Here is a 23,120-nt window from a genome sequence, read left to right as displayed (position 1 = left end):
GTTGCCCGCGATTCCTGTCAGGCCGCGCGTTCATCCCCGGGATTACGCTCGAAGTAGCGCTTGTACTCGCGACTGAACTGCGACGTACTTTGATACCCGACCCGATGCGCCACCTGCGCCACGCCCAATCCCTCGCCCAGCAATAACTGCTGGGCTCTGAGCAAACGCAAACGCTTCAAATACTGCACCGGCGACAACAAGGTGCTGCGTTTGAAATGCTCGTGAAAGGTCGACGCACTCATGTTCGCGCAACTGGCCAGGGTTTCGACGTTCAGCGGCTCGGTGTAATGCGCATGCAGATGGCTGAGCGACGCCGCGATCCGGGCGAACTGCCCCTGCTGTTCCACCAACGCACGCAACACATCAGCTTGCGGACCACGCAAAGCAACGAACAACAATTCCCTCAACCGTGCCGGCCCCATGATCTGGCATTCCAGCGGATCGTGCAGGCAACGCAGCAGCCGTTCAACACAACCACGCATCGCATCGTCGAGCACCGCCAAGGTCATGGACTCTGGCGTTTGCGCCGCAATACTTCGCCCCGGCGCCAGCCCCATGGCCAAGACCAACTCACCGAGCAACACCCGGTCAATGGCGATGGAAACGCCCAGCATCGGGCCATCGGGTGCTGAAAACGTCTCGCATTCGAACGGCACCGGCAATGCCTGAATCAAATAATGCCCGGCGCCGTACTCCAGCGTACGCGGCCCCAGATACGCCAACTTACTGCCCTGGGCGATGATGACCAGACTCGGCTCGTAAATCTGCGGGCCGCGAGCCACATCACAACTGGCCCGCAAAACCTGCACACCCGGCAACGCCGTGGGCGCGAAACCATCGCGATTAGTCAAAGGCTGAATCAGCGAAACCAGCGTGGCATTGGCATCGAGATGACGGGTCAACAACATGAGGGCTCTTCACAAAAAAGTCGCAGAAATAGGGATGAAAACATCATCGCAGGTCTGATGGCCAATGCGACCCATCCGAGGCACATGCCGGAGGATTAGGCATGACACCCGGAGGAATCGCCATGGCCGGTGGCCGGTGCGGCGCCCAGAATGCGCCACCTCACCCGTCACAGCTTTTGCGAGGTTCCTCATGTACACCGCCATCGGTTATGCGGCCCAGTCGGCCACCACTCCCCTCGCCCCCGTAAAATTCGAACGCCGTAGCCCACGTGCTGACGACGTTGCGATCGATATTCTCTACTGCGGCGTCTGCCATTCCGACATCCATCAGGCACGCAACGAGTGGGGCATTGCCGTTTACCCACTGATGCCCGGTCACGAGATCGTAGGCAAAGTTACCGCCGTCGGTGCGAACGTCACCCAACATAAAGTCGGCGATCTGGTCGGCGTCGGCTGCATGGTCGATTCGTGCCGCAGCTGCGAAGCCTGCCAATCGAACCTCGAGCAATACTGCCTCGAAGGTCCGACCATGACCTACGCCACCCCGGACCGGGTTGATGGCAGCAACACCATGGGCGGCTATTCCGACAGCATCGTGGTCAGCGAACATTTCGTTGTGCGCATTCCCGAGAAACTCGACCTGGCCAGCGCTGCGCCGATCCTGTGTGCTGGCATCACCACCTACTCGCCGCTCAAGCACTACGGCGTGAAGGCGGGCGACAAGGTCGGGATTCTCGGCATGGGCGGCCTCGGCCACATGGGCATCAAGTTCGCCAAGGCGATGGGCGCTGAAGTCACATTATTCACCCGCTCGGCGAGCAAGGCTGAAGAAGGTTGTCGCCAAGGTGCGGACCACGTGATCGTGTCGACCGATGCCGAACAGATGAGGGCCGCGGCAGGACATTTCGACTTCCTGCTGGACACCATTCCGGTGCAGCACGACCTCAATCCCTACCTCGATACGCTACGTTTCGACGGCGTGCACATTCTGGTGGGCTTGATCGAACCGGTCGATCCACCGGTCCACGCCGGCAAACTGGTGATGAGCCGTCGCGTATTGGCTGGCTCGCTGATCGGCGGCATCGCCGAAACCCAGGAAGTGCTGGATTTCTGCGCCGAGCACAACATTACCTGCGACATTGAAATGCTCGACATCCGCCAGATCAACGAGGCTTACGCCCGCATGATTGCCGGTGACGTGAAGTACCGTTTCGTCATCGACATGGCAACGCTGAAGGTCTAAACCTTCGCACCGAGTTCTGCCGACAGCCGGGCTGTGACTCCTTTGATCAGGGGAATCAGCTCGGCCATTTTCTCCAGCGGCATGTACGGCACGGTGCTGGCGATGCTGATGCCGGCGACGATGCGTTTGCTGGCATCGCGGATTGGCGCCGCCACACAGCGTATCGACGGTTCGTTATCTTCCAGATCGAACGCATAACCGCCCGCCACGTACTCGACCATGCGCTGCTGAAACTGCTCCCAGGACTGCTCCGGGTGCTGCGGCCAGAACTGATTCTTCCCACCCGCCGGCAAGCTGACTTCGTACAGCCGCTGCCATTCTTCCTGCGTGTCATCGAGCATCAACGCCTTGCCGATCCCGGTGCGCGCCAACGGCATGCGATGGCCAACCCGCGAACGCATTTCCGGGCCATTGCGTCCCGGATTCTTGTGCAGGTACAGCACTTCGTCGCCTTCACGAATCGCAAGGTGAATGGTGTCACCCGTCAACGCCGACAACTCATCCAGATACGGCCCGGCCAATGTGACCAGGGGCAATTCTTCACGCGCCTGAAAGCCCAGCTCGATTAACTTCGGCCCCAACAGATAACCGACTTGCGGCACCACACGCAGGTAACGCTCGTCCACCAGGCAACTGGCCAGACGATGGGTGGTGCTGCGCGTGGTGCCGATCAGCCGGGCGATCTCCTTGAGATCGCGGGCGCCACTGGCCACGGCCTGAACCACACCCAATCCACGAAGCAGTGTCTGGGTGCCGGTCGGTGCGGCGTCCTTGGCGATTTTTGGGGCGTCTTCCTGCATATCCAGCCTTTACCGTTGAGCGAGTGAACGGGCGGCATTATGGTCGCCCGAATGCCGCAACTACAACTTGATACGCTCGACTTTGCCGACCAGCAAGATGTAGGAAAGCGCACCAATCAACGCCAGAACCGAGATATAGGTGATCGCGGGAGCGAACGAATCACCGGTAGCAAGGAAACCGATGACGATCGGCGTGGTAATCGCCGACAGGTTGCCGATGAAGTTGAACACCCCACCGGTCAACCCGAGCAATCGCGCCGGGGCCAACGTTGACACCAGCGACCAGGTGATCGAAGCCAGCCCGTTGCCGAAGAACGCCAACGCGAGGAAGGCAATCACCAGTGGTGTCGACTCAACGAAGTTGGCGCCGATGATCGAAGTGGAAATCAGCAGGCCGCCAATGATCGGCAACTTGCGGGCGAAACCCACGGTGTAGCCGCGGCGGATCAGCCAGTCGGAGAAGAACCCCGAACAGAGCACACCGACGAAAGCGGCGAGAAACGGCAGCGACGCCAACAGGCCGGACTTGATGAAGTCCATGCCGCGATATTTCACCAGGTAGGTCGGGAACCACGTCAGAAAAAACCACAACGTCGAGTTGAGGCAGAACTGGCCGAGGTAGATACCCCATAACTTACGTTTGGTCAGAACGATGCCGAGGTCGATCCAGCTGAATTTGGCTTTGACTTTGGCTTGTTCAGCCTGGATATCCACCAGCCCGCCACCTTCGCGGATCAGTTCGATTTCGGCGTCATTGGCGCCTTTGAAATCCCGTGGCTCGCGATACACCGCGTACCAGATGACCGCCCAGAGAATGCCCACCGCACCGGTGCTGACAAACACCATGTGCCAGCCATATTGATGCTGCAGCCAGGCCAATACCGGCGTCAGGAACGCCAGACCGACGAACTGCCCGGAGGTATAGAAACCAATGGCCGTGGCGCGTTCACGCTCGGGGAACCAAGTGGTGACCACACGGCTGTTGATCGGGTATGCCGGCGCTTCCAGTGCACCGACTGCCATGCGCAACACGAACAGTGCGATGAAGCTGGCGGCGAAGCCGAGCATGACGGTGGCGATCGACCACAGGAGCAGCGCGACGCTATAAAGAATCCGCGGCGGAACCCGATCCACCAGCCAGCCGCCGGGGATTTGCATGGCAGCGTAGGTCCAGCCGAATGCCGAGAAAATCAGCCCGACGTGGATCGGGTCGATGCCCAGTTCGCTGGTGAGTGCCGGGGCGGCGATGGACAGGTTGCTACGGTCCAGGTAGTTGATCACCACGGTGATAAACAGCAGGACCATGATGAAAAAACGCTTGCGACTGGGCGTCACCAACGACGCCTGCCCGGTGAGGGTTTGCGGTTGCATGGGGAATGCCTCTTCTTATGTTTATTGAGGTCGATGTGAAACGCAGATCTCACTAACCATGGAGATCAAACTGTGGGAGCCAGCCTGCTGGCGATAGCGGTGTGTCCGTCACCCTAAATGCTGGGTGTGCCGGCCAAATCGCCAGCAGGCTGGCTCCCACAGGGATTTGCGGTGGGTCAGGAGGAACTCACCACTCAGCAAAACTGCCATCGGCATGGCGCCAGATCGGGTTACGCCAGCGGTGGCCGACGGCCGCGCGTTCGATCACATACTCCTCGTTGATCTCGATCCCCAGGCCCGGGCCATTCGGGATTTTCACAAAGCCTTTGTCGTAGTCGAACACCCGCGGATCCTTGACGTAATCCAGCAGGTCATTGCTCTCGTTGTAATGAATGCCCAGGCTCTGTTCCTGGATGAACGCGTTGTAGCAAACCGCATCCAGCTGCAAACACGCCGCCAGTGCAATCGGGCCCAACGGGCAGTGCAGCGCCAGCGCCACGTCGTAGGCTTCGGCCATGTTGGCGATCTTGCGGGTTTCGGTGATACCGCCGGCGTGAGACGCGTCCGGCTGGATGATGTCGACGTAACCTTCGCTGAGCACACGCTTGAAATCCCAGCGCGAGAACAGCCGCTCACCGAGGGCAATCGGGGTGCTGGTCAGCGGCGCCAATTCTTTCAGCGCTTCGTAGTTTTCGCTGAGCACTGGCTCTTCGATGAACATCAGTTTGTACGGGTCGAGTTCCTTCATCAGCACCTTGGCCATAGGCTTGTGCACCCGGCCATGGAAGTCCACGCCGATGCCGACGTTTGGGCCCACCGCATCGCGCACGGCGGCGACGTTGGCCAGGGCCAGGTCGACTTTCTCGAAGGAATCGAGGAATTGCAGCTCTTCGGTGCCGTTCATTTTCACCGCAGTGAAACCACGCTCGACGGCTTCTTTTGCAGCGCGAGCAGTGTCCGCCGGCCGATCGCCGCCGATCCACGAATACACACGAATCTTGTCCCGTACCTGGCCGCCCAGCAGATCGCTGACCGACACACCCAGGGCCTTGCCCTTGATGTCCCACAACGCCTGGTCGATACCGGCCAGCGCGCTCATGTGGATCGCGCCGCCCCGGTAGAAGCCGCCGCGGTAAAGCACGGTCCAGATGTCTTCGATATTGCGTGGGTCTTTGCCGATCAGGTAGTCGGACAATTCTTCAACGGCGGCGGCGACAGTGTGAGCGCGGCCTTCGACTACGGGTTCGCCCCAGCCGGTCACGCCCTCGTCGGTTTCAACCTTGAGGAAGCACCAGCGTGGCGGAACGATGAAGGTGGTCAGTTTGGTGATTTTCATCTTTTTGTCTCTCTTATAGATGCAGCGCTCGCAGCGCCAAAAAGTCTTAGCGAAGGGCTTTCCAGGCAGCCACGTAGGCCTTGGCGTTCACCGCCACATCCTCTGGCGTCATGCCCGGTTTGAACAACCCGGAACCCAGTCCGAAGCCTTTGACGCCAGCGTCGATAAACACCTGCATGTTGTCCGGTGTAATACCGCCGACCGGCGCCAGAATCGTTCCCGCAGGCAGCACCGCGAGCCAGGCTTTGACGACTGCCGGGCCCATCTGCTCGGCCGGGAACATCTTCAGCACGTCCGCCCCTTCGGCCAGTGCGGCGAAGGCCTCAGTCGGCGTGGCCACACCCGGCGACAGGAACAACCCCGCCGCTTTCGCTGCGCGCAACACCTTGGCATCGCTGTGAGGCATGACGATCACCTGACCGCCCGCCGCTTTCACTTGCTCGACCTGCTCCGGCGTCAACACCGTGCCGGCACCGATCAGGCAATCGGCGGGCAAGGTACTGCGCAGGATGCGGATGCTTTCGTACGGCTCAGGGGAATTGAGCGGCACTTCGATGACGCGAAATCCGGCGGCGTAAAGGACTTCGCCGATGGCCGCCGCTTCTTGCGGGCGCAGGCCACGCAAAATCGCGATCAGACCGTTTTGCGCCAATGCTTGCTTGAGCATGTCAGACCTCCAGTCAGGTTTAACGGGATGAGTGTGGTGTGATCAGTCCGGCGGCGACCGCCAACTGCCACAAGCCGCGTTCGGTGGCCTGTTCGGCCAGGGTCACCCGGGCAAAACCACAGGCGTCGAGCGCCCGGCTGTAGCGGGCACAGAGTTGGGTGTTACCAATGAGGATGATCGAAGGCAGATGAACGCTGTTGCGTCGGCGTCGCTGAACACTCGCCAACGCAGACAGCTCATGACCAATCAACAAGCCGGACAAGTAATCCGGTTGGGCGGTGGCACTGAGTTCGCCAGTCAACCCGAGGCTGCGGGCACTGAACAATGTCGACAACGGCCCGATCTCGCCATCCGCCGACAGGGCCACTTGCACACCACGATCAAAGGCATGGCCATCGAAGGACGCGCCCTTTTGCTGGGTGCGCCCCAGAATGCTGTGTTCGCTGAGCACGGCGAAGACTTCGCCGGTCATGAAGGTATCGAATTGCACGATGCAGCCGTCGGCCACTTCCACCCATTTCGAATGACTGCCCGGCAGGCCGATCAACAGATCACCACCCGCCTCGGCCGGTAGATTCTGCAGCACGCCGAGCACTTGGGTTTCTTCGCCGCGCATCACGTTTGGCAAACGAGACCGCTGAATCACGCCCGGCACAATGTGCACATCGACACCGCGAAGACTGCGAACCGTTTGTAGGGAAGTTCCGAGATTGGCGACGTTCGCCGGCGTATCGCGGTAAGCCGCTTCACGCCAGCCTTGTGCGCTGCCAACCATGCCGCAAGCAATCACAGGCAAATCGGGCTGCGCGTCGAGCCAGTCACCGCAGGCCTCATCGAAGGCCAGTTCAAAACCGTCGGTACATTCCTGACCCGCGATCATTCGCGGCGTCCTGGGCAGCTGCATGATCCCCGACGACAGCGAACGCTGTTCGAGCACCTGGCCACCCGCGGCGAGTTTGTAAGCACGTAATGAGGTTGTCCCCCAATCGAGCGCGATCAATTGCGCCAGCATCGCTTCACCTGTTTTGTTTATTGGCAGTGAGTGAGCTGGACTATAAACCCGGACGCATAAAAATCTCAATATATAAATATCACTCCCATATTGTGGGATTTACAAGTGTGACAAGTTTTTCTACGGCGACGCTCTAAAATGCCGGGCCATTGCAGCCATACACCCACTCAAGGAAGAAAAATGAAGATTGCTTCAAAGGCTCTGCTGTTATGCGGCGTGCTCTGGTCCATGGCGGCATTCAGTGCATCGAAAGACTTGAAGGTGGGCGATATCTGGGCCTACAAAAACCGGCCGGGCGAGGATGGATCGACACTGACGATCCTGAAAATCGAAAATTATCCGAAACTGGGCAAGGTCGTTCACATCAGAGTGGACGGTTTTCGGATGATCAACCCGGTGACAGGCAGTGAGTTCAACGACATGCCTCACCTGCCCTTCCAGGCAAAAGCACTTGAACGCAGCATCACCCACCGTGTGGGGGAAACTGCAGAGATTCCGGATTTCAATCAGGGATACGCGGCGTGGAGAGCGGCCTTCGATGAGGAGAAGGCCGGGGTTTTCAAGATCAGCGTCAGTAAAACACTCGACGGCATGATCAATGGCAACTGGGAGGACAGTGAATAACATTCACTTCAAAGCATTGGCTACAGTGACCGCCATATTTCATTGCCGACAAAAACGTATTGGCTTATCGCCTTTTCTCCATCCGAGTACTCACCGTAGTGCAGCACTGGATAGTTGAAGGATATTGCAGCGGAAAACTTCGTCACCTCAAAATAAACTGCTCGCTCGACGCAATACACAATCAACCTGGAGTGAGAGCCCATGTACTGCTCAAAGGTCAGGTATCGCAGGCATGATGACCAACAATGACCACGCCCCCACATGGTGCCTTTCAGACGCTCGCCGTTGACTGACACCTCATTCCAGCTATCACCGAATCGTGCCTCGTCTTGATAAGACCACTCAACGATCAAAGAGCGATCAGGCGATGAAATGGTTGCACCGTTGTAGCCAATGTATAAAGGAACGCCCGTACCGCTCTCAGTCATTTCATTCTTGATTGGGACCTGCACAGGCACTTCCACGCACGCACTAACGTTATCCGTCAATGGTGGTGAGTCGGTGCCTTTATCCAACACACGGTTATAGAACCTCACACCCAGCAAAAACACTGCGACCACCACGATCAGGTACAGCATAAAATTCCTTTCCAAGTGTCACGCAAGGCAAAAGCGATCTTCATGATCGCCGGTAACGCTGGTGTCCAGATCGATCAACGACCCTCGGCAAACTCCCGCAACACCGCCCCATCCATCCGATACCGCACCCACTCTTCCTGCGGCTGCGCACCCAACGACTTGTAGAACTCGATTGCCGGTTTGTTCCAGTCCAGTACGCTCCACTCAAATCGACCGCAATCATTGGCACAGGCGATTTTCGCCAGGTGGCGCAGCAAGGTTTTACCCGCACCGCCGCCACGCTGATCGGGGGTGATGTAGAGGTCTTCGAGGTACAGGCAGTTGCTGCCGAGCCACGTGGAATAGCTGAAGAAAAACACCGCGAAGCCGATTGGCGAACCGTCGCGCAGACAGATCAGGCCGTGGGCGGTGGCGCCTTCGCTAAACAGGCTGCGCTCGATGTCGGCGACGCTGGCGATGACTTCGTGGCGGGCACGTTCGTAGTCGGCCAGTTCAGTGATGAACCCGAGGATTTGCGGTGCATCGCTCGGGGTCGCCGGGCGGATCTCGATCGTCATGGACGTGCCTTCGTCAAAAGTGGAAAACGCCATACTAAGTCGGCGCGCGGCGCTCGTCACACTGGAAATTCAAAGCTGATCCATGGAGCATGTGTAGCTGGGCTATGTCTCTGCAACAGACGTTTTCACTTAACAGGATGTTTATGAACATTGATGCTTTCGCGCCACTGCAACTCCTCGCTGCGCAATTGCTGCCTCACGCGCTGGAACCCTCAGAGGACGGTGCCCATGATCTGTCGCACTTGCAGCGGGTCTGGCACAACGTGCGTACGCTTCATGCTGAAGAAGGTGGCGATCTTGAGGTGCTGCTCGCAGCGGTGCTTTTGCACGATTGCGTGGCGGTGGAGAAGAACTCGCCGCTGCGTTCTCAGGCGTCGCGACTGGCCGCCGAGAAAGCATCGAAATTGTTGGCGGACATGGCCTGGCGAGACGCAAAAATCAGCGCTGTTGCCCATGCCATCGAAGCACACAGTTTTTCCGCCAACATCGCGCCCACCACGCTCGAAGCGAAAATCATGCAGGACGCCGACCGCCTCGATTCCCTCGGCATGCTCGGTGTGGCGCGCACCTTTTACATCGCCGGACGTATGGGCAGCGCGTTGTACGACCCAGAGGATCCCGAGGCGAAGGACCGGGAGTACGATGACAAACGTTTTTGCCTCGACCATTTCCAGACCAAACTGCTGCACCTGGCGGACGGATTCAAAACGACCACAGGCCAGCGTATGGCACAGACTCGCCACGAACGGTTGAAGGGCTTCATGGAGCTGTTCAAGGAAGAAATAGGCGCCTGCTGAAGGCTTTACTCCTGCCAGTGCTAACCCTGAAATCAAAAACCTCAGACCTAACATCGACGCCTTGCGTGATAGATAGATGAAGCTCTCTTCTATCGGGTCAAGGAACCGCGTCATGTCTAGCGCAACACCCCCTGTTTCAAGCAGATTGTTCGGCCTGTTTTGCCTGGCCAGCTATTTGCTGTCGCTGTCCTATGGCTCGACCTTTTTGCTGTCGCTGTTGATCGGCTCCCGCGGCGGCAACGAGCATGATGCCGGCGGTGTGATTTCAGCGGCGATGCTCAGCACCTTTGCCGCCGTTATTGTTTCCGGGCACTTGTCCGACCTGCTCGGTGCTGCCCGCTCGATAGCGCTGTTCGGCATTCTGCTGGTGGCCGCCAGCCTGGGCTTCGCCTTGGCGCCGGGCTTCGGCAGTTTGCTGTTGTTTTTCGGACTATTGCTGGGGCTGGGTTGGGGCGTGTTCTATACCCTTGGCCCGATCATTGTGGCGAGTCTGGTAACGCCTGCCCAACGCGCGAAGTACTTCGCGCTGCTGTCGGGCAGCATGATGACCGGGATCGGCAGCGGTCCCTTGTTAGGCCGCGCTGCCAGTGCCCTTGGCTATCCGATCACCGCGGCGTTTTACCTTGCGGCGCTGGCCAGCCTGATGGGTGTATTGCTGTTCTGGCGGTTGGATGTGCGGTTGAAAAAAGCGCCGGCCCACGCCACAGCGGTGTCACGAATTTCCTGGCGTGCAGCGGCGCAAGTGCTGTCGTCCAAAGCGGTATTCCCGATCATCATGGTCGGCCTCGGCGGTTGCGTTTTCGGCGGTCTGTCGAGTTTTCAAACAAGTTACGCGGCGGCGCGTTCACTCGACTATTCATTGTTCTTCCTCGGCTTCATGAGCGCAGCGATCAGCAGCCGCATGCTGATCGCCGGTTTCGTGGTCAAGCGCGACCCGTTCCGGGCGTCCTGCCTGTTGTCGGGCTTGATGATGGGCTCGATCCTGATGTTCGGGTTTGTCGTCGACAACGGGTTCAGCTACGTGCTGGCGGCGGTGATGCTCGGGGTCGGTTACGGGCTGACCTATTCGGTGATCAATGGCCTGGCGGCCAACGAGGCGCCAAACGGTACCACCGCGCAATCCTTGCTGCTGTTCAGCCTGTCCTACTTTATCGGCGTGTTCGGGTTTCCGTTGCTGGCCGGAAAAATCATCGTGGAACAGGGGATGGCTACGCTGTTGCTCACGGTGTTGGCGGTTGCTGTACTGAATTGGCTGATCAGCGTCGGCCGGCTGATCTGGCGCCGAGCCGTTACCCGCAAAACGTTGCAGCAGGCCTAGACCGTTCGTCGTTCATCAGGCACCAATCCAAATCGGGGGCGGACCAACATCAGGTAAGGACTCTAATTAAATGGACCTATCCACATCCATGAAGAGGTAACCATGAACGTCGACAAAAACCTTGAGAAAGAAGTCCTGACCCGTCTGCTGCATGCCCATCCAAGCGGTTTGGGCAAAGAGGTCCTGGACAATTACCGGGGGGAGAAAGTCGTGGCCAGCACCCTTGCCACGCTGCAGGATCGCGGATTGATCCAGCATGGTCATGTGATCTGCAACGAGGCCGGTGAGCACTCGTTGAACTTGCCGATCAAACTCAGTGCCGCAGGGGTTGAGGCGGCGCGTAAGCTGGACGTTTAGCAAAGACTCAGGTCGCAGTCGTGCGCGGCTGCGACCGTTTGACAGACTCTACAAGCAGCAGGAGAAATCCCATGCCTCGTGGAAGCAAAGACAAATACACCGCCGAGCAGAAACGCAAGGCCGAACACATCGAAGAGAGCTACGAGCACAAAGGTGTCTCGAAGGATGAAGCAGAAGCGCGAGCTTGGGCGACCGTGAACAAGCAGTCGGGTGGCGGTGAGCGCAAAGGGGGTTCCGGACGCAAGAAACCGGCGAGGGCCAAGTCAGAGGATCGCCAGGAATCAGCTCGACGTGCGGTGGCCAGCCGTGAAGGTCATTCGCGTAAAAGCAAGGCTTCGCGCGAAACCCAGACCGTCGATAGTTTGATGAAAGAGGCTCGGGCGAAGAAGATTCCGGGGCGGTCGAGCATGCGCAAGCAGGCGTTGATCGAGGCGTTGCGCAAGGCCGGGTAAGGCCGACTCATGTGTCGAGTTTGAAGGCCCCTTCGCGAGCAGGCTCGCTCCCACACTGAGTCTATGTACGACACAAATCCCCTGTGGGAGCGAGCCTGCTCGCGAAGGCGATAGATCAGGCGCCAAAGGTTTTGCCGATTAACTCATCCACCTCGGCAGTCCCCGGCGAAGTCGCCGGCCCCCATCGAGTCACCGCCAACGCAGCCGCCGCATTAGCCCGCCGCGCCGCCTCACTCGCCGACAATCCTTGCGCCAACCCGGCCACAAATACCCCGGCATGCGCATCCCCCGCGCCGTTGCTGTCCACCGCCTCAACCTTGAAACCCGGCACATGCTGGCGGTCTCCACGCTGGCTGATCCAGCACCCTTGCGGGCCGTCACGAACCACCATCAACACGTCGGCCGGCAGATGATCGGCCAACCGGTTCAACGCCTCGGCAATGTCCGACGCACCGGTAAACTTCACCGCCTCGACACTGTTGCTGGTCCACAAATCAATGCGCGCCAGCAAGGCTTGCATCAACGGCTCATCCGGCGAATCCACCAGCGGGCCCGGATCGAACACCACGTTGATCCCCGTCGGTAATTCCAGCACCCATTCCACCAGCGCCTGGGCTTTGCCGCCATGCAGCAGGCTGTAGCCGCTGACGTAGACATAGTCACCCGCCTCGGCCGGCACGCTGGCCAAATCCTCGGCCGTCAGCTCACCTTCGGCACCGATATAGGAAATGAAACTGCGCTCGGCCGACGCTTCGGTCAACGCGACGCACAATCCCGTATCCCGTTCGGCGCGGTGAGTGATGCCGATCCGAATGCCTTCAGCCTTCATCGCCTCGCGCGCCAGATCCCCGAAGCGCCCGGTGCCGTGGCGCCCGAGGTAGACCACCGGCAAACCATTGCGCTGGGCGGCAGCCATCACATTGAAGCCACCGCCGGCCTCGAAACTGGCGGATTGCGCCAGCACGTCGCCGCCCGAATGCGGCAGTTTATCCACGGCCATGACCAGGTCGATCATGACCTGGCCGGTGTGCAGCAATCTAGGCATGAGCATTCTCGGTCAACGCGGCGCGGCGATCCTTGGCGCCACCGAGTACAAAATAAATGCCACCGGCCACCAGGAACGTCACGATCCAGCCCAGGCCGTTATGGCCCAGCCAGGAGTCGGACAGGAAGCCGCGGAACCACACGGTTTGTTCGGTCGTACCGATGGTGGTGAAGCTGAAGCCCAACACGATCGCTACCGCCCACGCACCAAAGGCGCGCCACTCGATACCGCCGCTGTACCAGTAAGCGCTACTCGGGCTGACGTCCAGCAGGTCTTTGGGGCTGTAGTAATGACGGTGAATCAGGTCGACGACGAAGATCCCGACCCACGCGGTGATCGGCACCGCCAGCAGCGAAATGAAGGTAATGAACGGGCCGTAGAAACTGTCGGCGATCAGCATGAAATAGATCGAACCGGCGAAAATCGCGACGATGTCCACCACCACCGCGTAAACGCGTTTGACCTTCAAACCGAGTGTCAGCGTGGTCAAACCGGCGGAGTACACCGACAGGTTGTTCGACAGCAGCAACCCGCCGAACGCGGTGATCAGGTACGGCACGGCCATCCAGGTCGGCAGCATGTCGCGGATCGCGATGATCGGGTCGGTGGCCGAGGCCAGGTCATTGTTGCCCACCGACAGCAGGCCGCCGAGGGTGATCAGCAGCACCAGCGGAATTCCCGCACCGAACGCTGCCGACGCCACCAGGCGCACGGCTTTGACGCTGCGGTGCTGGTAGCGCGACATGTCGGCACCGGCGTTGGCCCAACCAATCCCGGTGCCGGCAGCCATGGTGCCGACGCCGATGATCATTGCGCTCAGCGGTGCCGGCGTGGCATTGAACACCGCGCTCCAGTCGATGGTGGCGCAGAGGAAACCACCGACCAGAATGTTCAGCGCACCGAACACGTAGGTGGCCCACTTCTGGATCACCAGCAAGGTGGCGTGACCAAGGCCCGACACCGACAGGGTCAGCAGTACGAAAATCGCAATGAAGATCAACGTCAGCACAGGTGCGCTTTTGGCTTCCACCGGCGAGCCGAACAGGATTGAGCACAGTGACAACAACACGAATGCGGCGGTGGTGGTGTTGACGGTTTCCCAGCCCAGACGCGACATCAGCGAGACCAGGGTCGGACCGATGTTGCCGCGTACACCGAAGATCGCTCGCGACAACGTCAGGCTCGGGGCGCGACCACGGCGACCGGCAATGGAAATGATCCCGACCACCGCAAAGGAACCGGCGGCGCCGAGGATCGCGACGATGATCGCCTGCCAGATCGCTAACCCGCGAAAGGCTACAAGGGTCGCACCCAGTGGCAGGCCGAGGATGGAGATGTTGGCCGCAAACCAGACCCAGAACAGCTGCAGCGGATGACCGTTGCACTCCGCTTCCGGCACGGGCTCGATGCCACGGGTTTCCAGTTGCCCGGCGCTTGGCCCGGCGTTTGTTGAACTCATGTGAAATGCTCCTGTTGCCTTTGTTGTGGTTGTGGGCAATTGCGGAAGTCGACATAACATCCCGGCAGTCCTGGCCGTGTTTGTGCTTTCCGTTGCGGGTTATCAAATCAAGTATGCGGCGCGCCTATCGCGAGCAAGCTCGCTCCCACAGGTACGGCGTATACCTTAAGGTTTGCACTACCCCTGTGGGAGCGGGCTTGCCCGCGATGGCGTCAGTCCAGTCAGCGCAAAGCTAAAAGCCCTTTTACCAACGGTTGCAGCTCCAGATCGTTAACGGTTTTGACCTTGTCGATCATCGCCGCCGGCCAACTCTCAAGGCCCAGGCAGGCCCCGAGCATGGCGCCGAGAATCGCCGCGATGGTGTCAGTGTCGCCGCCAAGGCTGGCGGCCATGCACAGCGCTTCGAAAGCGTTCATTTCGCCTATGGCCACTTGCTGGGCCAGGGCAAACGAGACCACCACCGATTCCTGTGAAGCCACCGAAGTGCCGATCACGTCGTACATCAAATCCGCCAGCAACGCCTTGTCGCTGTCGACACTGATGGTCCGCGCCCAGCTGATGCGCGAGGCGATGCGTCCGCCAGCCACCCAGTAACCGTGGCTTTCAGCTTGCTGAGCGATTTGCTGGCCGAGGTTCAACGCCTCGCCCAGGTCCATGCCGTTGATACCGGCCGAGACCACCGCCGCCACCGCCGCCGCACTGGAAATGCCCAGCGTGGTGTTGTGGGTGACCTGGCAAGCCTGCACGACAGCGTTGATGAATCGCTCAGGGTTGGCGACATCCGCCGCGATCCCGACCGGCGTGATGCGCATCGCCGCGCCATTGGTGGTGCCGTAGCGCCCCGCTTCTTCCGGCGAGTGGCCGGCGAGGATCATTTCGATGGCACGTTTGGTCGAAGGGCCGAGCAAGTCTTGCGAGCCCTTGGCCTGCATCGCGGCTTCCCATTCGATCAACCGTTGGGCGAGCAGCGACGGTTCGATCCGGCCCTCGCCTTCAACCAGCAATTGGCCGACCAGAATCGCCTGTTCGGTGTCATCGGTGATCGAGCCTTTGAGCATGTTGGCTGCGATCGGTTGATCGGGGCCTGCGTCTTCCAGGTCAGTGATTTCGCCGAAGCGCACCTTGATCTCGGCACGGCTCAGGGATTGGGTCGGCATGCCCAGCGCATCGCCCAGGGCCAGTCCGTAGAACGCGCCCAATGCACGATTGAGCGCGGTCATTTTGACTCTCCAAACTGCAGGTGCAGGCGAAAATGCACCGGGTCGAGCAAGCTGTCGACCTGCTCCATGAATCTGTTTTGCCGGTCGTAGGTGGTGCGCAAGGCCTTGAGGAACACCGTGCCTTCCGGACGGCCGAGCAGTTCGGCGTCTTCGGCGTTCAAGGGTTCGGCGCCGATCCATTGATCGCCGCGCTCGCCGATATAGCCGTAGGCGGCCAGGGTAATGGTCAGGGAATTGTCGATAAGGCCGACCCGCGGCAGGCTTTCCAGGCCTCCGGTGGCGGGCATCAATGAGCGTTCAAGGGAGACCAGTTTGCCTTCGTTGGAACGACGGCGACGGTCGAGGGTGATGAATTGGTCGGTGCCGAAACGCGACAACAGGTCAGGACGGGTGACCGCCTCCAGCCGCAGCACTTCGGTATTGATCAGCGCCCCGCTGTCGGCCAGGGCCTGGGCCCAGCCGCTGCGTTGATCGAGCACCACACCGTCGAAGGTGACGATAGAGCCCACCCCGCTTTGCGTCGCGATGTAGTTGCGCCGTTTCAACTCAGCCAGGGCTTCGCGCAGCGTGCCGCGGCTGACTTTGAATTCTTGAGCCAATTGATGCTCGCCCGGCAACAGAAAGCCGTCCTCCATGAGGCCGCTTTCGATGCGCCGGATGAGTTCGTCGACCACCCGTTGTTTCTTGTCAAATCGTACCTGTCTAATCATGTACAAAGAGATACCCGAAACGGGGTTGGGCGGGCAAGGGATATTTTGGGTAGGTGACGGGAGGCGGGATGTTCGGAGGCGTGTGGTGTCAGGTGAATCCACCCCTCACCCCAACCCTCCCGAAACGTCGGACCGCCCCAGAGGGGCGAGGGGGCTGACCGAGGGGAATTTTAGATTTACTGCGACCTGAAAGTTCGGGTCGAACTCAGGTTTTAGAAGCGACGTAGATCTGCTCCCTTTCCCCCTCTCCCCTATGGGGAGAGGGCTGGGGTGAGGGGTGGCTTTAGAGTCCACCCCAAATCTCAGCGTTGTTTGAGGCGGTCGATGACCACCGCCAACAACAGTATCGAACCCCGAATCACATACTGGTAAAACGTATCGATGTTCTTCAGGTTCATCGCATTCTCGATGATCGCCAGAATCAACACCCCGGCAATCACATGCCGGATCATGCCGATCCCGCCGCTCAACGACACCCCGCCCAACACACAGGCAGAAATCACCGTCAGCTCAAAACCCTGGCCAATCATCGGCTGGCCGGATGTCATGCGCGACGCCAGGATCACCCCGGCCAACGCCCCGATCAACCCGTGCACGGCAAAGATAATGATCTTGGTCCGGTCAACGTTCACCCCGGCCAGCAGCGCCGCTTCCTGGTTACCGCCAATGGCCATGGTGTTGCGCCCGTAGGTGGTGTAATTCAGCAACCAGCCGAAAAACAGGAAGCAAACGATGGTGATCAGAATCGGCACCGGCACACCCAGCAACTGGCCGTTACCGAAGACGAAGAACTGCTCTTGGGACACGCCCACCGCTTTGCCGTTGGCAAAGATGTAAGCCAGGCCACGAACAATCTGCATGGTCGCCAGTGTGGTAATCAACGCATTGACCCGCAGCTTGGCGATCACGATGCCGTTGATCAACCCGACGATCAGCCCCATGAACAGCGCCGCCACCACACCGAGAAACACGCTGTCGGTGTCGCGCATCACCACCGCTGCGACCACGCCGGCGCAGGCAATCACCGAGCCCACCGACAAATCGAAATGCCCGGACGCCAGGCAATACAACATGGTGCAAGCGGCAATCCCCGTCGTGGAAATCGCCAGGCCCAGGCCGCGCATGTTCAGCGGCGAGAGGAAGTTGTCGATCAGTAAGGTGCAGAGCACGAAGATCCCGACGGCCGCCAGCAGCATCACCCAGTCATCGAGAAAGCGCCGCAGGTCCAGAGGTTTGCGCTGGGTGGGCAAAGCGTTGTTTTGAATTGTCATAGTCACCTCTCAGTTCGCCACGCCGTCAGCGCGTTGGCGCGGCAAAGCCAGTTGCAGCAGGTTGGATTCATTGGCCTCTGCGCGAGATAACTCGCCGCGCATGGCGCCTTCGCAGAGCACCAGGATGCGGTCGGAAATACCCATCACTTCCATCAGGTCGCTGGAGACCACGATCACCGCGATGCCGCTGGCGGCCAGGTTGTGGATGATCTGGTAGATCTCGGCTTTGGCGCCGATGTCGATGCCGCGAGTCGGCTCGTCGAGCAGCAGGACTTTCATCGGCATCGACAGCCAGCGGCCGAGAATGGCTTTCTGCTGATTGCCGCCAGACAGGTACATGATTTTCTGCGCCGCGTTGGGCGTCTTCACTTTCAGCGCCTTGATCTGCTTGTCGGCGTTGTCCTTCTCCCACAGGCCACGCAACAGGCAGCCGAAGGTGGAGTGGGCGCCGCGGGCGCTGATGTTGATGTTCTCGGCGACGCTGGCGAGCGGCAGGATCCCCTCTTTCTTGCGGTCCTCGGGGCACAACAGAATCCCGGCGGCAATCGCATCGCGGGGTGAACGCAACTTCAGTTCATGACCGCGCAATTCCAGGCGTCCGGCAGTGTTTCGTTCAAGGCCACTGAGCATGCGAAACAGCTCGGTACGACCGGCGCCGACCAAACCGAACAGCCCGAGAATCTCGCCTTTGTGCACCTCGAAACTCACCGGCTCACGCAAACCCGGTCCCAGCAAACCGTCGACCTTGAGCGCCACCGCGCCACGCTGACGGTGGCGGTAATCGTAGATGTCCTGAATGTCGCGCCCGACCATGCAGGTCACCAACTGATCGTGAGTCAGTTCGCTCATATTCTCGAACGTGCGCACAAAGCGACCGTCCTTGAACACCGTCACCGCGTTGCAGATGCGGAACACTTCTTCCATGCGATGGGAGACGTAAAGCACCACTTTGCCTTCGTCGCGCAGGCGACCGATGATCGCCATCAAACGATCAATCTCCCGCGCCGACAGGCTGCTGGTCGGTTCGTCAAACGCAATCACATGCGCACCACGAGACAAGGCCTTGGCGATTTCCACCAGTTGCCGCTGACCGAGGGACAGACGCCCGACTTTCTCCTGCGGATCGATTTCATCGGCCAGGCCCTTGAGGCAGGCCAATGCCTGTTGCCGCAACGCACCGCGATTGATCAGGCCGAAACTGGCTGGCAGATGACCGAGGAACAGGTTCTCTGCCACGGTCATTTCCGGGACCAGGTGCAGCTCTTGATGGATCACGGCGACGCCACTGCCGATGCTGTCGGCGGTGGACTTGAAGACCCTCGTCTGCTCGCCGATCTGCAGGTCGCCGCTGCTCGGGGTGTAAGCACCGCCGAGGATTTTCAGCAAGGTCGATTTGCCGGCGCCGTTTTCGCCCATCAAGGCGTGAACCTGCCCCGGGTGGGCGACGAAGCTGATGCTATCCAGCGCCTTCACCCCGGGAAAGGTCTTGCCGATCCCGTTGAAGCGCAAGCTGCCACTAAAAGAACAGCCGCTGTGTTGTTGTGTTTTTGTTTGCGCCATAACCACCTCTTCACACAGATCAGGCAGCCCCGTCGCCAGGGCCACCGATGAAATCAACCGGCCCTCAGTTCCAGAGGCCGATCTTTTCCAGTTCCTGCTTGAAGTTCTCGCGAGTGATCAGCGTCACGTCGTCCATCGCGGTGTATTTCGGCGGTTCTTTGCCGGTGGTGACCCACTCGTACATCATGCTCGCGGTGTTGTAGCCCTCGATGTGCGGGCTCGGCAGCATCGAGCCGAAGAAGCCGCTGTTGGCCTTCTTCAATTCGCCGATGGCGTCAGTGCCGTTGATGCCGATGCCGATCACATTGGCCGCGGCAAAACCGGCGCTCTCGGTGGCGCGCACGCCGCCCAGCACGGTGTTGTCGTTCATGCCGCCGATGATCAGGTTTTTCGCCGCACTTGGCAGTTTCACCAGCGCCGAGTTGGTGGCGTCCATGCTGCCCGGTACGTCGAGGGTTTTCAGCGCCGAGAACAGAATGTGGTCTTTCGGCATGCCGGCGTCTTCCAGCGCTTTGACCGAACCGTCGGTGCGTTTCTTGCCGGTGTCGAGTTCGTTAAAGGTGTTGATCACCGCGTAGGTATCTTTCCAGTCCCAGCCACGTTTCTTCGCTTCGGTGGCCATGGCGCTGCCCTGCTTCTGGCCGACTTCGAACGCAGCCATGCCGAGGTACGGAACGTCTTCCATGAACTTGCCGCCAGCATCAACGAAGCGGTCATCAACTGCGATGACTTTCAAACCATTGAGCTTGGCCTTGGCCATGATCGCCGGGCCGAGGGACACGTCTGGCGGGCAGATCACGAAGCCCTTGGCGCCGTTGGCGGCGAGGCTGTCGATGGCCGAGAGGGTTTTCTCGCCGTCCGGCACGGCGATCTTGATGACGGTGAAGCCCTTCTCTTTCCCGGCCTTTTCGGCAAATGCCCATTCGGTCTGGAACCAGGGCTCTTCCGCCTGCTTGACCAGAAAACCGATTTTCACTTCCTCGGCCGCCAGCAATGAACTGCTCAGGCTGACCGCGGTGACCGCCAAAGCGGCACAGCACAGGGAACGGATCCCACGACGACGATTCATAAGCTGACTCCTTGTTATTTTTTTTGAGCGTTATTTGAAAGCCAATCAAACCGCACAGCTAATAGTCATATCGTATGATGATTGGATCTCAGACGGAGTTCCGCGCCTGAAAGCCGTTTTGCTCAGTCGTGATACATGACCGAGCGACCGCCATCGATGGTGATGCACGAAGCATTGATGAACGGCGCTTCATCGCTGGCCAGGAAAACAGCGGTCATGGCCACTTCGATCGGCTGCCCGATACGGCGCGGCGGGTGCAAGTCAAACGCCCGTTGACGTTCGGCATGCGGGTCGGCAAAACCGTTCCAGTAATCGACGTTCAGTTGGGTTTCGATGTAACCCGGCGCAATGGCGTTGACGCGAATGCCTTTTGGCGCGTACTCGATGCCCAGGGCGCGGGTCAGGCCGAGCAGGCCATGTTTGGCCACCGGGTACGGAAAGCAGCCGGGAATGATATGAGTGGAATGGGTCGAGGCGATGTTGATGATGCTGCCGATGCCCTGCTCAATCATCTGCGGCAGCACCGCTTTGCAGCCATACCAGGCGCCGTCCAGGTCGATGGCGAAGCAGCGACGCCAGTCTTCCTCGGTCATTTCAAGCGGATCGCGGAACACATTGACCCCGGCGCAATTGACCAGCACGTCGATCCGTCCGTGCAGCTCGATCGCCAGTCTGGCCATGGCGTGCAGGTCTTGCTGGTTGGAAACGTCAGCCTTGATCGCCTGAACGTCAAAGCCTTTGTCCCGCCAGTGCGCCGCGACTCTTTCGACTTTCTCACCCTGGATATCGCTGATGACCAGCTTGGCCTGCTGGGAAGCGAAGGTCGCGACAATCGCCTCGCCAATACCCTGAGCAGCACCGGTCAGCAGCACGACCTTGTTTTTCAGGCGCTCACCCTTCGGCGGTTCGGGCACCAGTGGCAAGGAAAGAGGCTCAGCCATGGATCAAGATTCCTTTTTGAACGCACGACAAAAACCGGGCATCTGTCGATGTCCGGTCAAAAGGCTTTTTGGAAAATCGCTGCATCACTTCACCTGTTTTGTTTTTTTAAGTGTGAGTGCGTGTAACTGATGGAGCCGACTATAAACCCGACCGCCAAATAATCTCAATATATAATTTTACATCCCATATTATGGGACTCACCCGGCAAACCGAGTACAGGTTTTCCCGGGCACATCCATTCGAATCGACAGCAACGCGCCGTCCAGCGGATGGTCGAGCGGGCTCGCGGCACTGGTGATGTAAAGGGTTTTCAGGTCTTCACCTCCGAAAACGCAACTGGTGGGGCGGCTGATTGGCAGCTCGATCACGCGATCAACCTGCCCGTCCGGGGTCAGCCTGAGCAGACAGCTGCCATCCCAACGGGCGTTCCATATGTAACCTTCGGCATCCATCGCCGAGCCATCAGGGCCGCCACGTTCATGCAGCCCGAACCAGACCCGGGCCGGGTCGAGGTTGCCGTCGGTGCGGATGAAATGCTGGTAGAGCGTGCGATCGAGGCTGTCGGCGAAATACACGGTGGTCGCGTCGTCACTCCACAGCAACGTGTTAGGAATGCCCAACCCGCGAAGCAACGGTGTGACCCGAGCATCGCGATCGATGCGAAACAGACCACCGGAACGCCGGACGATGGGCACGTCTTCGCCCTGCTCGCCGATGTTGTTCTGCATGGTGCCGAGCCAGAGGCGGCCCTGAGCATCGCAGCGGGCTTCATTGGCGCGATTGCCGGGTTGCGGATCGGCGACGCAGAACAAGGTCAGTCGCGGCTCCAGGCCCGGGGAATCCAGATCGAGTCGATACACGCCGCTGTTCAACGTCACCAGCGCATCACCGCTTTCGCAGGGGATGAAGGCAGACACGTGCTCGGGCATCTGCCAGATCTGCACGTTGGCGCCAATCAGCCGCAGCGCCTGTTGACCGGCGATATCAACCCAGTACAGCGCCTGGGTCGGCGCATCCCAGAACGGGCCTTCGCCCAGTCTCGCCCGGTGTTCGGTCACCGCAGTCCACGTCATGAAACCTCCTGCTTTTTTAGGGTTGTCAGCTGGCCTTCTTGTCGGCCATGACTTGCGGGTAGAAGCGCTTGATGGCCAGGTCGGCGTTATCGATCAGGGTCATGCAGGCCCAGACACCCCGCGCGGCATCCCGGGCGGCGATGGCCTCGGCCATGTCTTTGTGAATCGGTAGCGTGCGGCGCAGTTCGTCCGGGTCGGCGGCGGACACTTCGAAAGACACCGCCAGCAGCGCGCCGAGGGCCGGGACCATTTGTTCGATGAATTGATTGTGGCTGGCAGCGAGGATGCACTCGTGGAAGAACTGGTCGGCGCGGTTGTAATCAATGCCGCTGTCCACTGCCCGCTCCAATGCGTTGTAAGCCTGAAGGATGGCGTGAACCTGCTCGACGGTAGCGCGCTCGCAAGCCCAGCGTACGGCCATTGGTTCGATGGTGCGGCGCAGGTCGAGCAAGTCGTCGACGAAGTTTTCCGGCAAGCCGCTGCGCGACAGCCAGCCTACGACTTGCGGATCGAAAAGGTTCCAGCGGCGCACCGGCAGCACCCGCGTGCCGACCTTCGGCCCGACTTCGAGCATGCCTTTGGCGACCAGGGTTTTGATGGCTTCGCGGATAACGGTGCGGCTGACACCGAGTTGCTCGCCCAGGTCGGCTTCGACCTTGAGCGTCTCACCTGGCTTGACCTGCCCCGTGGCGATCCAGCAACCCAGCCAATCGACCGTCGACGCATGAAAACTGCTGGACATGGACACCTC

General features: G+C 59.7%; 24 protein-coding genes. 6 read left to right on the top strand and 18 right to left on the bottom strand.

Going from position 1 to position 23,120, the window contains the following annotated elements; translation table 11 throughout:
* Window positions 1–17: 17 nt before the first annotated feature.
* A complete protein-coding gene (locus ACA056_RS07555; protein WP_497271610.1) occupies window positions 18–908 on the bottom strand; it encodes an AraC family transcriptional regulator in 891 nt (296 codons plus the stop codon).
* 190 nt (window positions 909–1,098) lie between these two features.
* Here ACA056_RS07555 and ACA056_RS07550 point away from each other — a divergent pair, with 190 nt between their 5' ends.
* Window positions 1,099–2,151: an NAD(P)-dependent alcohol dehydrogenase gene (locus tag ACA056_RS07550; protein ID WP_497271608.1), complete on the top strand. Its 1,053-nt coding sequence runs from the start codon at window positions 1,099–1,101 to the stop codon at window positions 2,149–2,151.
* On the opposite strand, the gene ACA056_RS07545 is transcribed toward ACA056_RS07550, so the two are convergent.
* The 5 genes from ACA056_RS07545 to ACA056_RS07525 form a co-directional block, all read right to left on the bottom strand.
* Entirely contained in the window at window positions 2,148–2,951 is an 804-nt protein-coding gene (locus ACA056_RS07545; protein ID WP_008152270.1) for an IclR family transcriptional regulator, read from the bottom strand. The genes ACA056_RS07550 and ACA056_RS07545 overlap by 4 nt on opposite strands.
* Window positions 2,952–3,011: 60 nt before the next feature.
* Window positions 3,012–4,322, bottom strand: a complete 1,311-nt coding sequence (locus ACA056_RS07540) for an MFS transporter (RefSeq protein ID WP_123364820.1) — start codon at window positions 4,320–4,322, stop codon at window positions 3,012–3,014.
* 187 nt (window positions 4,323–4,509) lie between these two features.
* Window positions 4,510–5,658 (bottom strand): galactonate dehydratase, encoded by a 1,149-nt coding sequence (gene dgoD, locus ACA056_RS07535; RefSeq protein ID WP_008152275.1) that lies wholly within the window; start codon window positions 5,656–5,658, stop codon window positions 4,510–4,512.
* Between the two features lie 46 nt (window positions 5,659–5,704).
* Window positions 5,705–6,325 carry a 2-dehydro-3-deoxy-6-phosphogalactonate aldolase gene (locus tag ACA056_RS07530; RefSeq protein ID WP_497271605.1) on the bottom strand — a complete coding sequence of 207 codons (621 nt, stop codon included), beginning with the start codon at window positions 6,323–6,325 and terminating at the stop codon, window positions 5,705–5,707.
* A 19-nt stretch (window positions 6,326–6,344) separates the two neighbouring features.
* On the bottom strand, window positions 6,345–7,337 hold the full coding sequence (locus ACA056_RS07525; RefSeq protein WP_497271603.1) for a 2-dehydro-3-deoxygalactonokinase: 993 nt from the start codon (window positions 7,335–7,337) through the stop codon (window positions 6,345–6,347).
* 180 nt (window positions 7,338–7,517) lie between these two features.
* On the opposite strand from ACA056_RS07525, the gene ACA056_RS07520 reads away from it, so the two are divergent.
* A complete protein-coding gene (locus ACA056_RS07520; protein WP_497271601.1) occupies window positions 7,518–7,961 on the top strand; it encodes a hypothetical protein in 444 nt (147 codons plus the stop codon).
* Window positions 7,962–7,981: 20 nt separating this feature from the next.
* Here the strand turns inward: ACA056_RS07520 and ACA056_RS07515 are convergent, their stop codons facing one another.
* Together ACA056_RS07515 and ACA056_RS07510 are read right to left on the bottom strand one after the other, a co-directional pair.
* Window positions 7,982–8,539 carry a hypothetical protein gene (locus ACA056_RS07515; protein ID WP_497271599.1) on the bottom strand — a complete coding sequence of 186 codons (558 nt, stop codon included), beginning with the start codon at window positions 8,537–8,539 and terminating at the stop codon, window positions 7,982–7,984.
* Window positions 8,540–8,613: 74 nt separating this feature from the next.
* On the bottom strand, window positions 8,614–9,096 hold the full coding sequence (locus tag ACA056_RS07510) for a GNAT family N-acetyltransferase (protein ID WP_056745432.1): 483 nt from the start codon (window positions 9,094–9,096) through the stop codon (window positions 8,614–8,616).
* 143 nt (window positions 9,097–9,239) lie between these two features.
* On the opposite strand from ACA056_RS07510, the gene ACA056_RS07505 reads away from it, so the two are divergent.
* The 4 genes from ACA056_RS07505 (at window position 9,240) to ACA056_RS07490 (ending at window position 12,020) form a co-directional block, all read left to right on the top strand.
* The gene (locus ACA056_RS07505; RefSeq protein WP_497271597.1) at window positions 9,240–9,893 is read left to right on the top strand and encodes an HD domain-containing protein; all 654 of its coding nucleotides are present in this window, start codon (window positions 9,240–9,242) and stop codon (window positions 9,891–9,893) included.
* A gap of 112 nt (window positions 9,894–10,005) precedes the next feature.
* The gene (locus tag ACA056_RS07500; protein ID WP_497271595.1) at window positions 10,006–11,211 is read left to right on the top strand and encodes an MFS transporter; all 1,206 of its coding nucleotides are present in this window, start codon (window positions 10,006–10,008) and stop codon (window positions 11,209–11,211) included.
* A 102-nt stretch (window positions 11,212–11,313) separates the two neighbouring features.
* A complete protein-coding gene (locus ACA056_RS07495; RefSeq protein ID WP_462038487.1) occupies window positions 11,314–11,568 on the top strand; it encodes a hypothetical protein in 255 nt (84 codons plus the stop codon).
* Between the two features lie 71 nt (window positions 11,569–11,639).
* Window positions 11,640–12,020 (top strand): Rho termination factor N-terminal domain-containing protein, encoded by a 381-nt coding sequence (locus tag ACA056_RS07490; protein ID WP_497271592.1) that lies wholly within the window; start codon window positions 11,640–11,642, stop codon window positions 12,018–12,020.
* A gap of 115 nt (window positions 12,021–12,135) precedes the next feature.
* On the opposite strand, the gene ACA056_RS07485 is transcribed toward ACA056_RS07490, so the two are convergent.
* The 10 genes from ACA056_RS07485 to ACA056_RS07440 form a co-directional block, all read right to left on the bottom strand.
* Window positions 12,136–13,065 (bottom strand): PfkB family carbohydrate kinase, encoded by a 930-nt coding sequence (locus tag ACA056_RS07485; RefSeq protein WP_497271590.1) that lies wholly within the window; start codon window positions 13,063–13,065, stop codon window positions 12,136–12,138.
* Window positions 13,058–14,524, bottom strand: a complete 1,467-nt coding sequence (locus tag ACA056_RS07480; protein ID WP_497271589.1) for a purine-cytosine permease family protein — start codon at window positions 14,522–14,524, stop codon at window positions 13,058–13,060. The genes ACA056_RS07485 and ACA056_RS07480 overlap by 8 nt, the downstream gene beginning before the upstream one ends.
* Before the next feature lie 221 nt (window positions 14,525–14,745).
* Window positions 14,746–15,744 carry an ADP-ribosylglycohydrolase family protein gene (locus tag ACA056_RS07475; RefSeq protein ID WP_497271587.1) on the bottom strand — a complete coding sequence of 333 codons (999 nt, stop codon included), beginning with the start codon at window positions 15,742–15,744 and terminating at the stop codon, window positions 14,746–14,748.
* Window positions 15,741–16,454, bottom strand: coding sequence for a GntR family transcriptional regulator (locus tag ACA056_RS07470; RefSeq protein ID WP_497271585.1), 714 nt, complete (start codon window positions 16,452–16,454; stop codon window positions 15,741–15,743). Before ACA056_RS07470 ends, ACA056_RS07475 begins: the two co-directional genes overlap by 4 nt.
* Window positions 16,455–16,756: 302 nt before the next feature.
* The gene (araH, locus tag ACA056_RS07465; protein WP_033056977.1) at window positions 16,757–17,725 is read right to left on the bottom strand and encodes an L-arabinose ABC transporter permease AraH; all 969 of its coding nucleotides are present in this window, start codon (window positions 17,723–17,725) and stop codon (window positions 16,757–16,759) included.
* Between the two features lie 9 nt (window positions 17,726–17,734).
* Entirely contained in the window at window positions 17,735–19,285 is a 1,551-nt protein-coding gene (gene araG, locus ACA056_RS07460) for an L-arabinose ABC transporter ATP-binding protein AraG (protein ID WP_497271583.1), read from the bottom strand.
* Window positions 19,286–19,349: 64 nt separating this feature from the next.
* A complete protein-coding gene (locus ACA056_RS07455) occupies window positions 19,350–20,354 on the bottom strand; it encodes a substrate-binding domain-containing protein (RefSeq protein ID WP_497271581.1) in 1,005 nt (334 codons plus the stop codon).
* A gap of 122 nt (window positions 20,355–20,476) precedes the next feature.
* Window positions 20,477–21,295, bottom strand: a complete 819-nt coding sequence (locus ACA056_RS07450) for an SDR family oxidoreductase (protein ID WP_497271579.1) — start codon at window positions 21,293–21,295, stop codon at window positions 20,477–20,479.
* A 198-nt stretch (window positions 21,296–21,493) separates the two neighbouring features.
* Window positions 21,494–22,369, bottom strand: a complete 876-nt coding sequence (locus tag ACA056_RS07445) for an SMP-30/gluconolactonase/LRE family protein (protein ID WP_497271577.1) — start codon at window positions 22,367–22,369, stop codon at window positions 21,494–21,496.
* 25 nt (window positions 22,370–22,394) lie between these two features.
* Window positions 22,395–23,111, bottom strand: coding sequence for a FadR/GntR family transcriptional regulator (locus ACA056_RS07440; protein ID WP_008152308.1), 717 nt, complete (start codon window positions 23,109–23,111; stop codon window positions 22,395–22,397).
* Window positions 23,112–23,120: the final 9 nt, after the last annotated feature.

It is taken from the genome of Pseudomonas sp. LBUM1666 (assembly GCF_059695775.1).
This window is presented reverse-complemented; position numbering and strand designations above follow the sequence as displayed.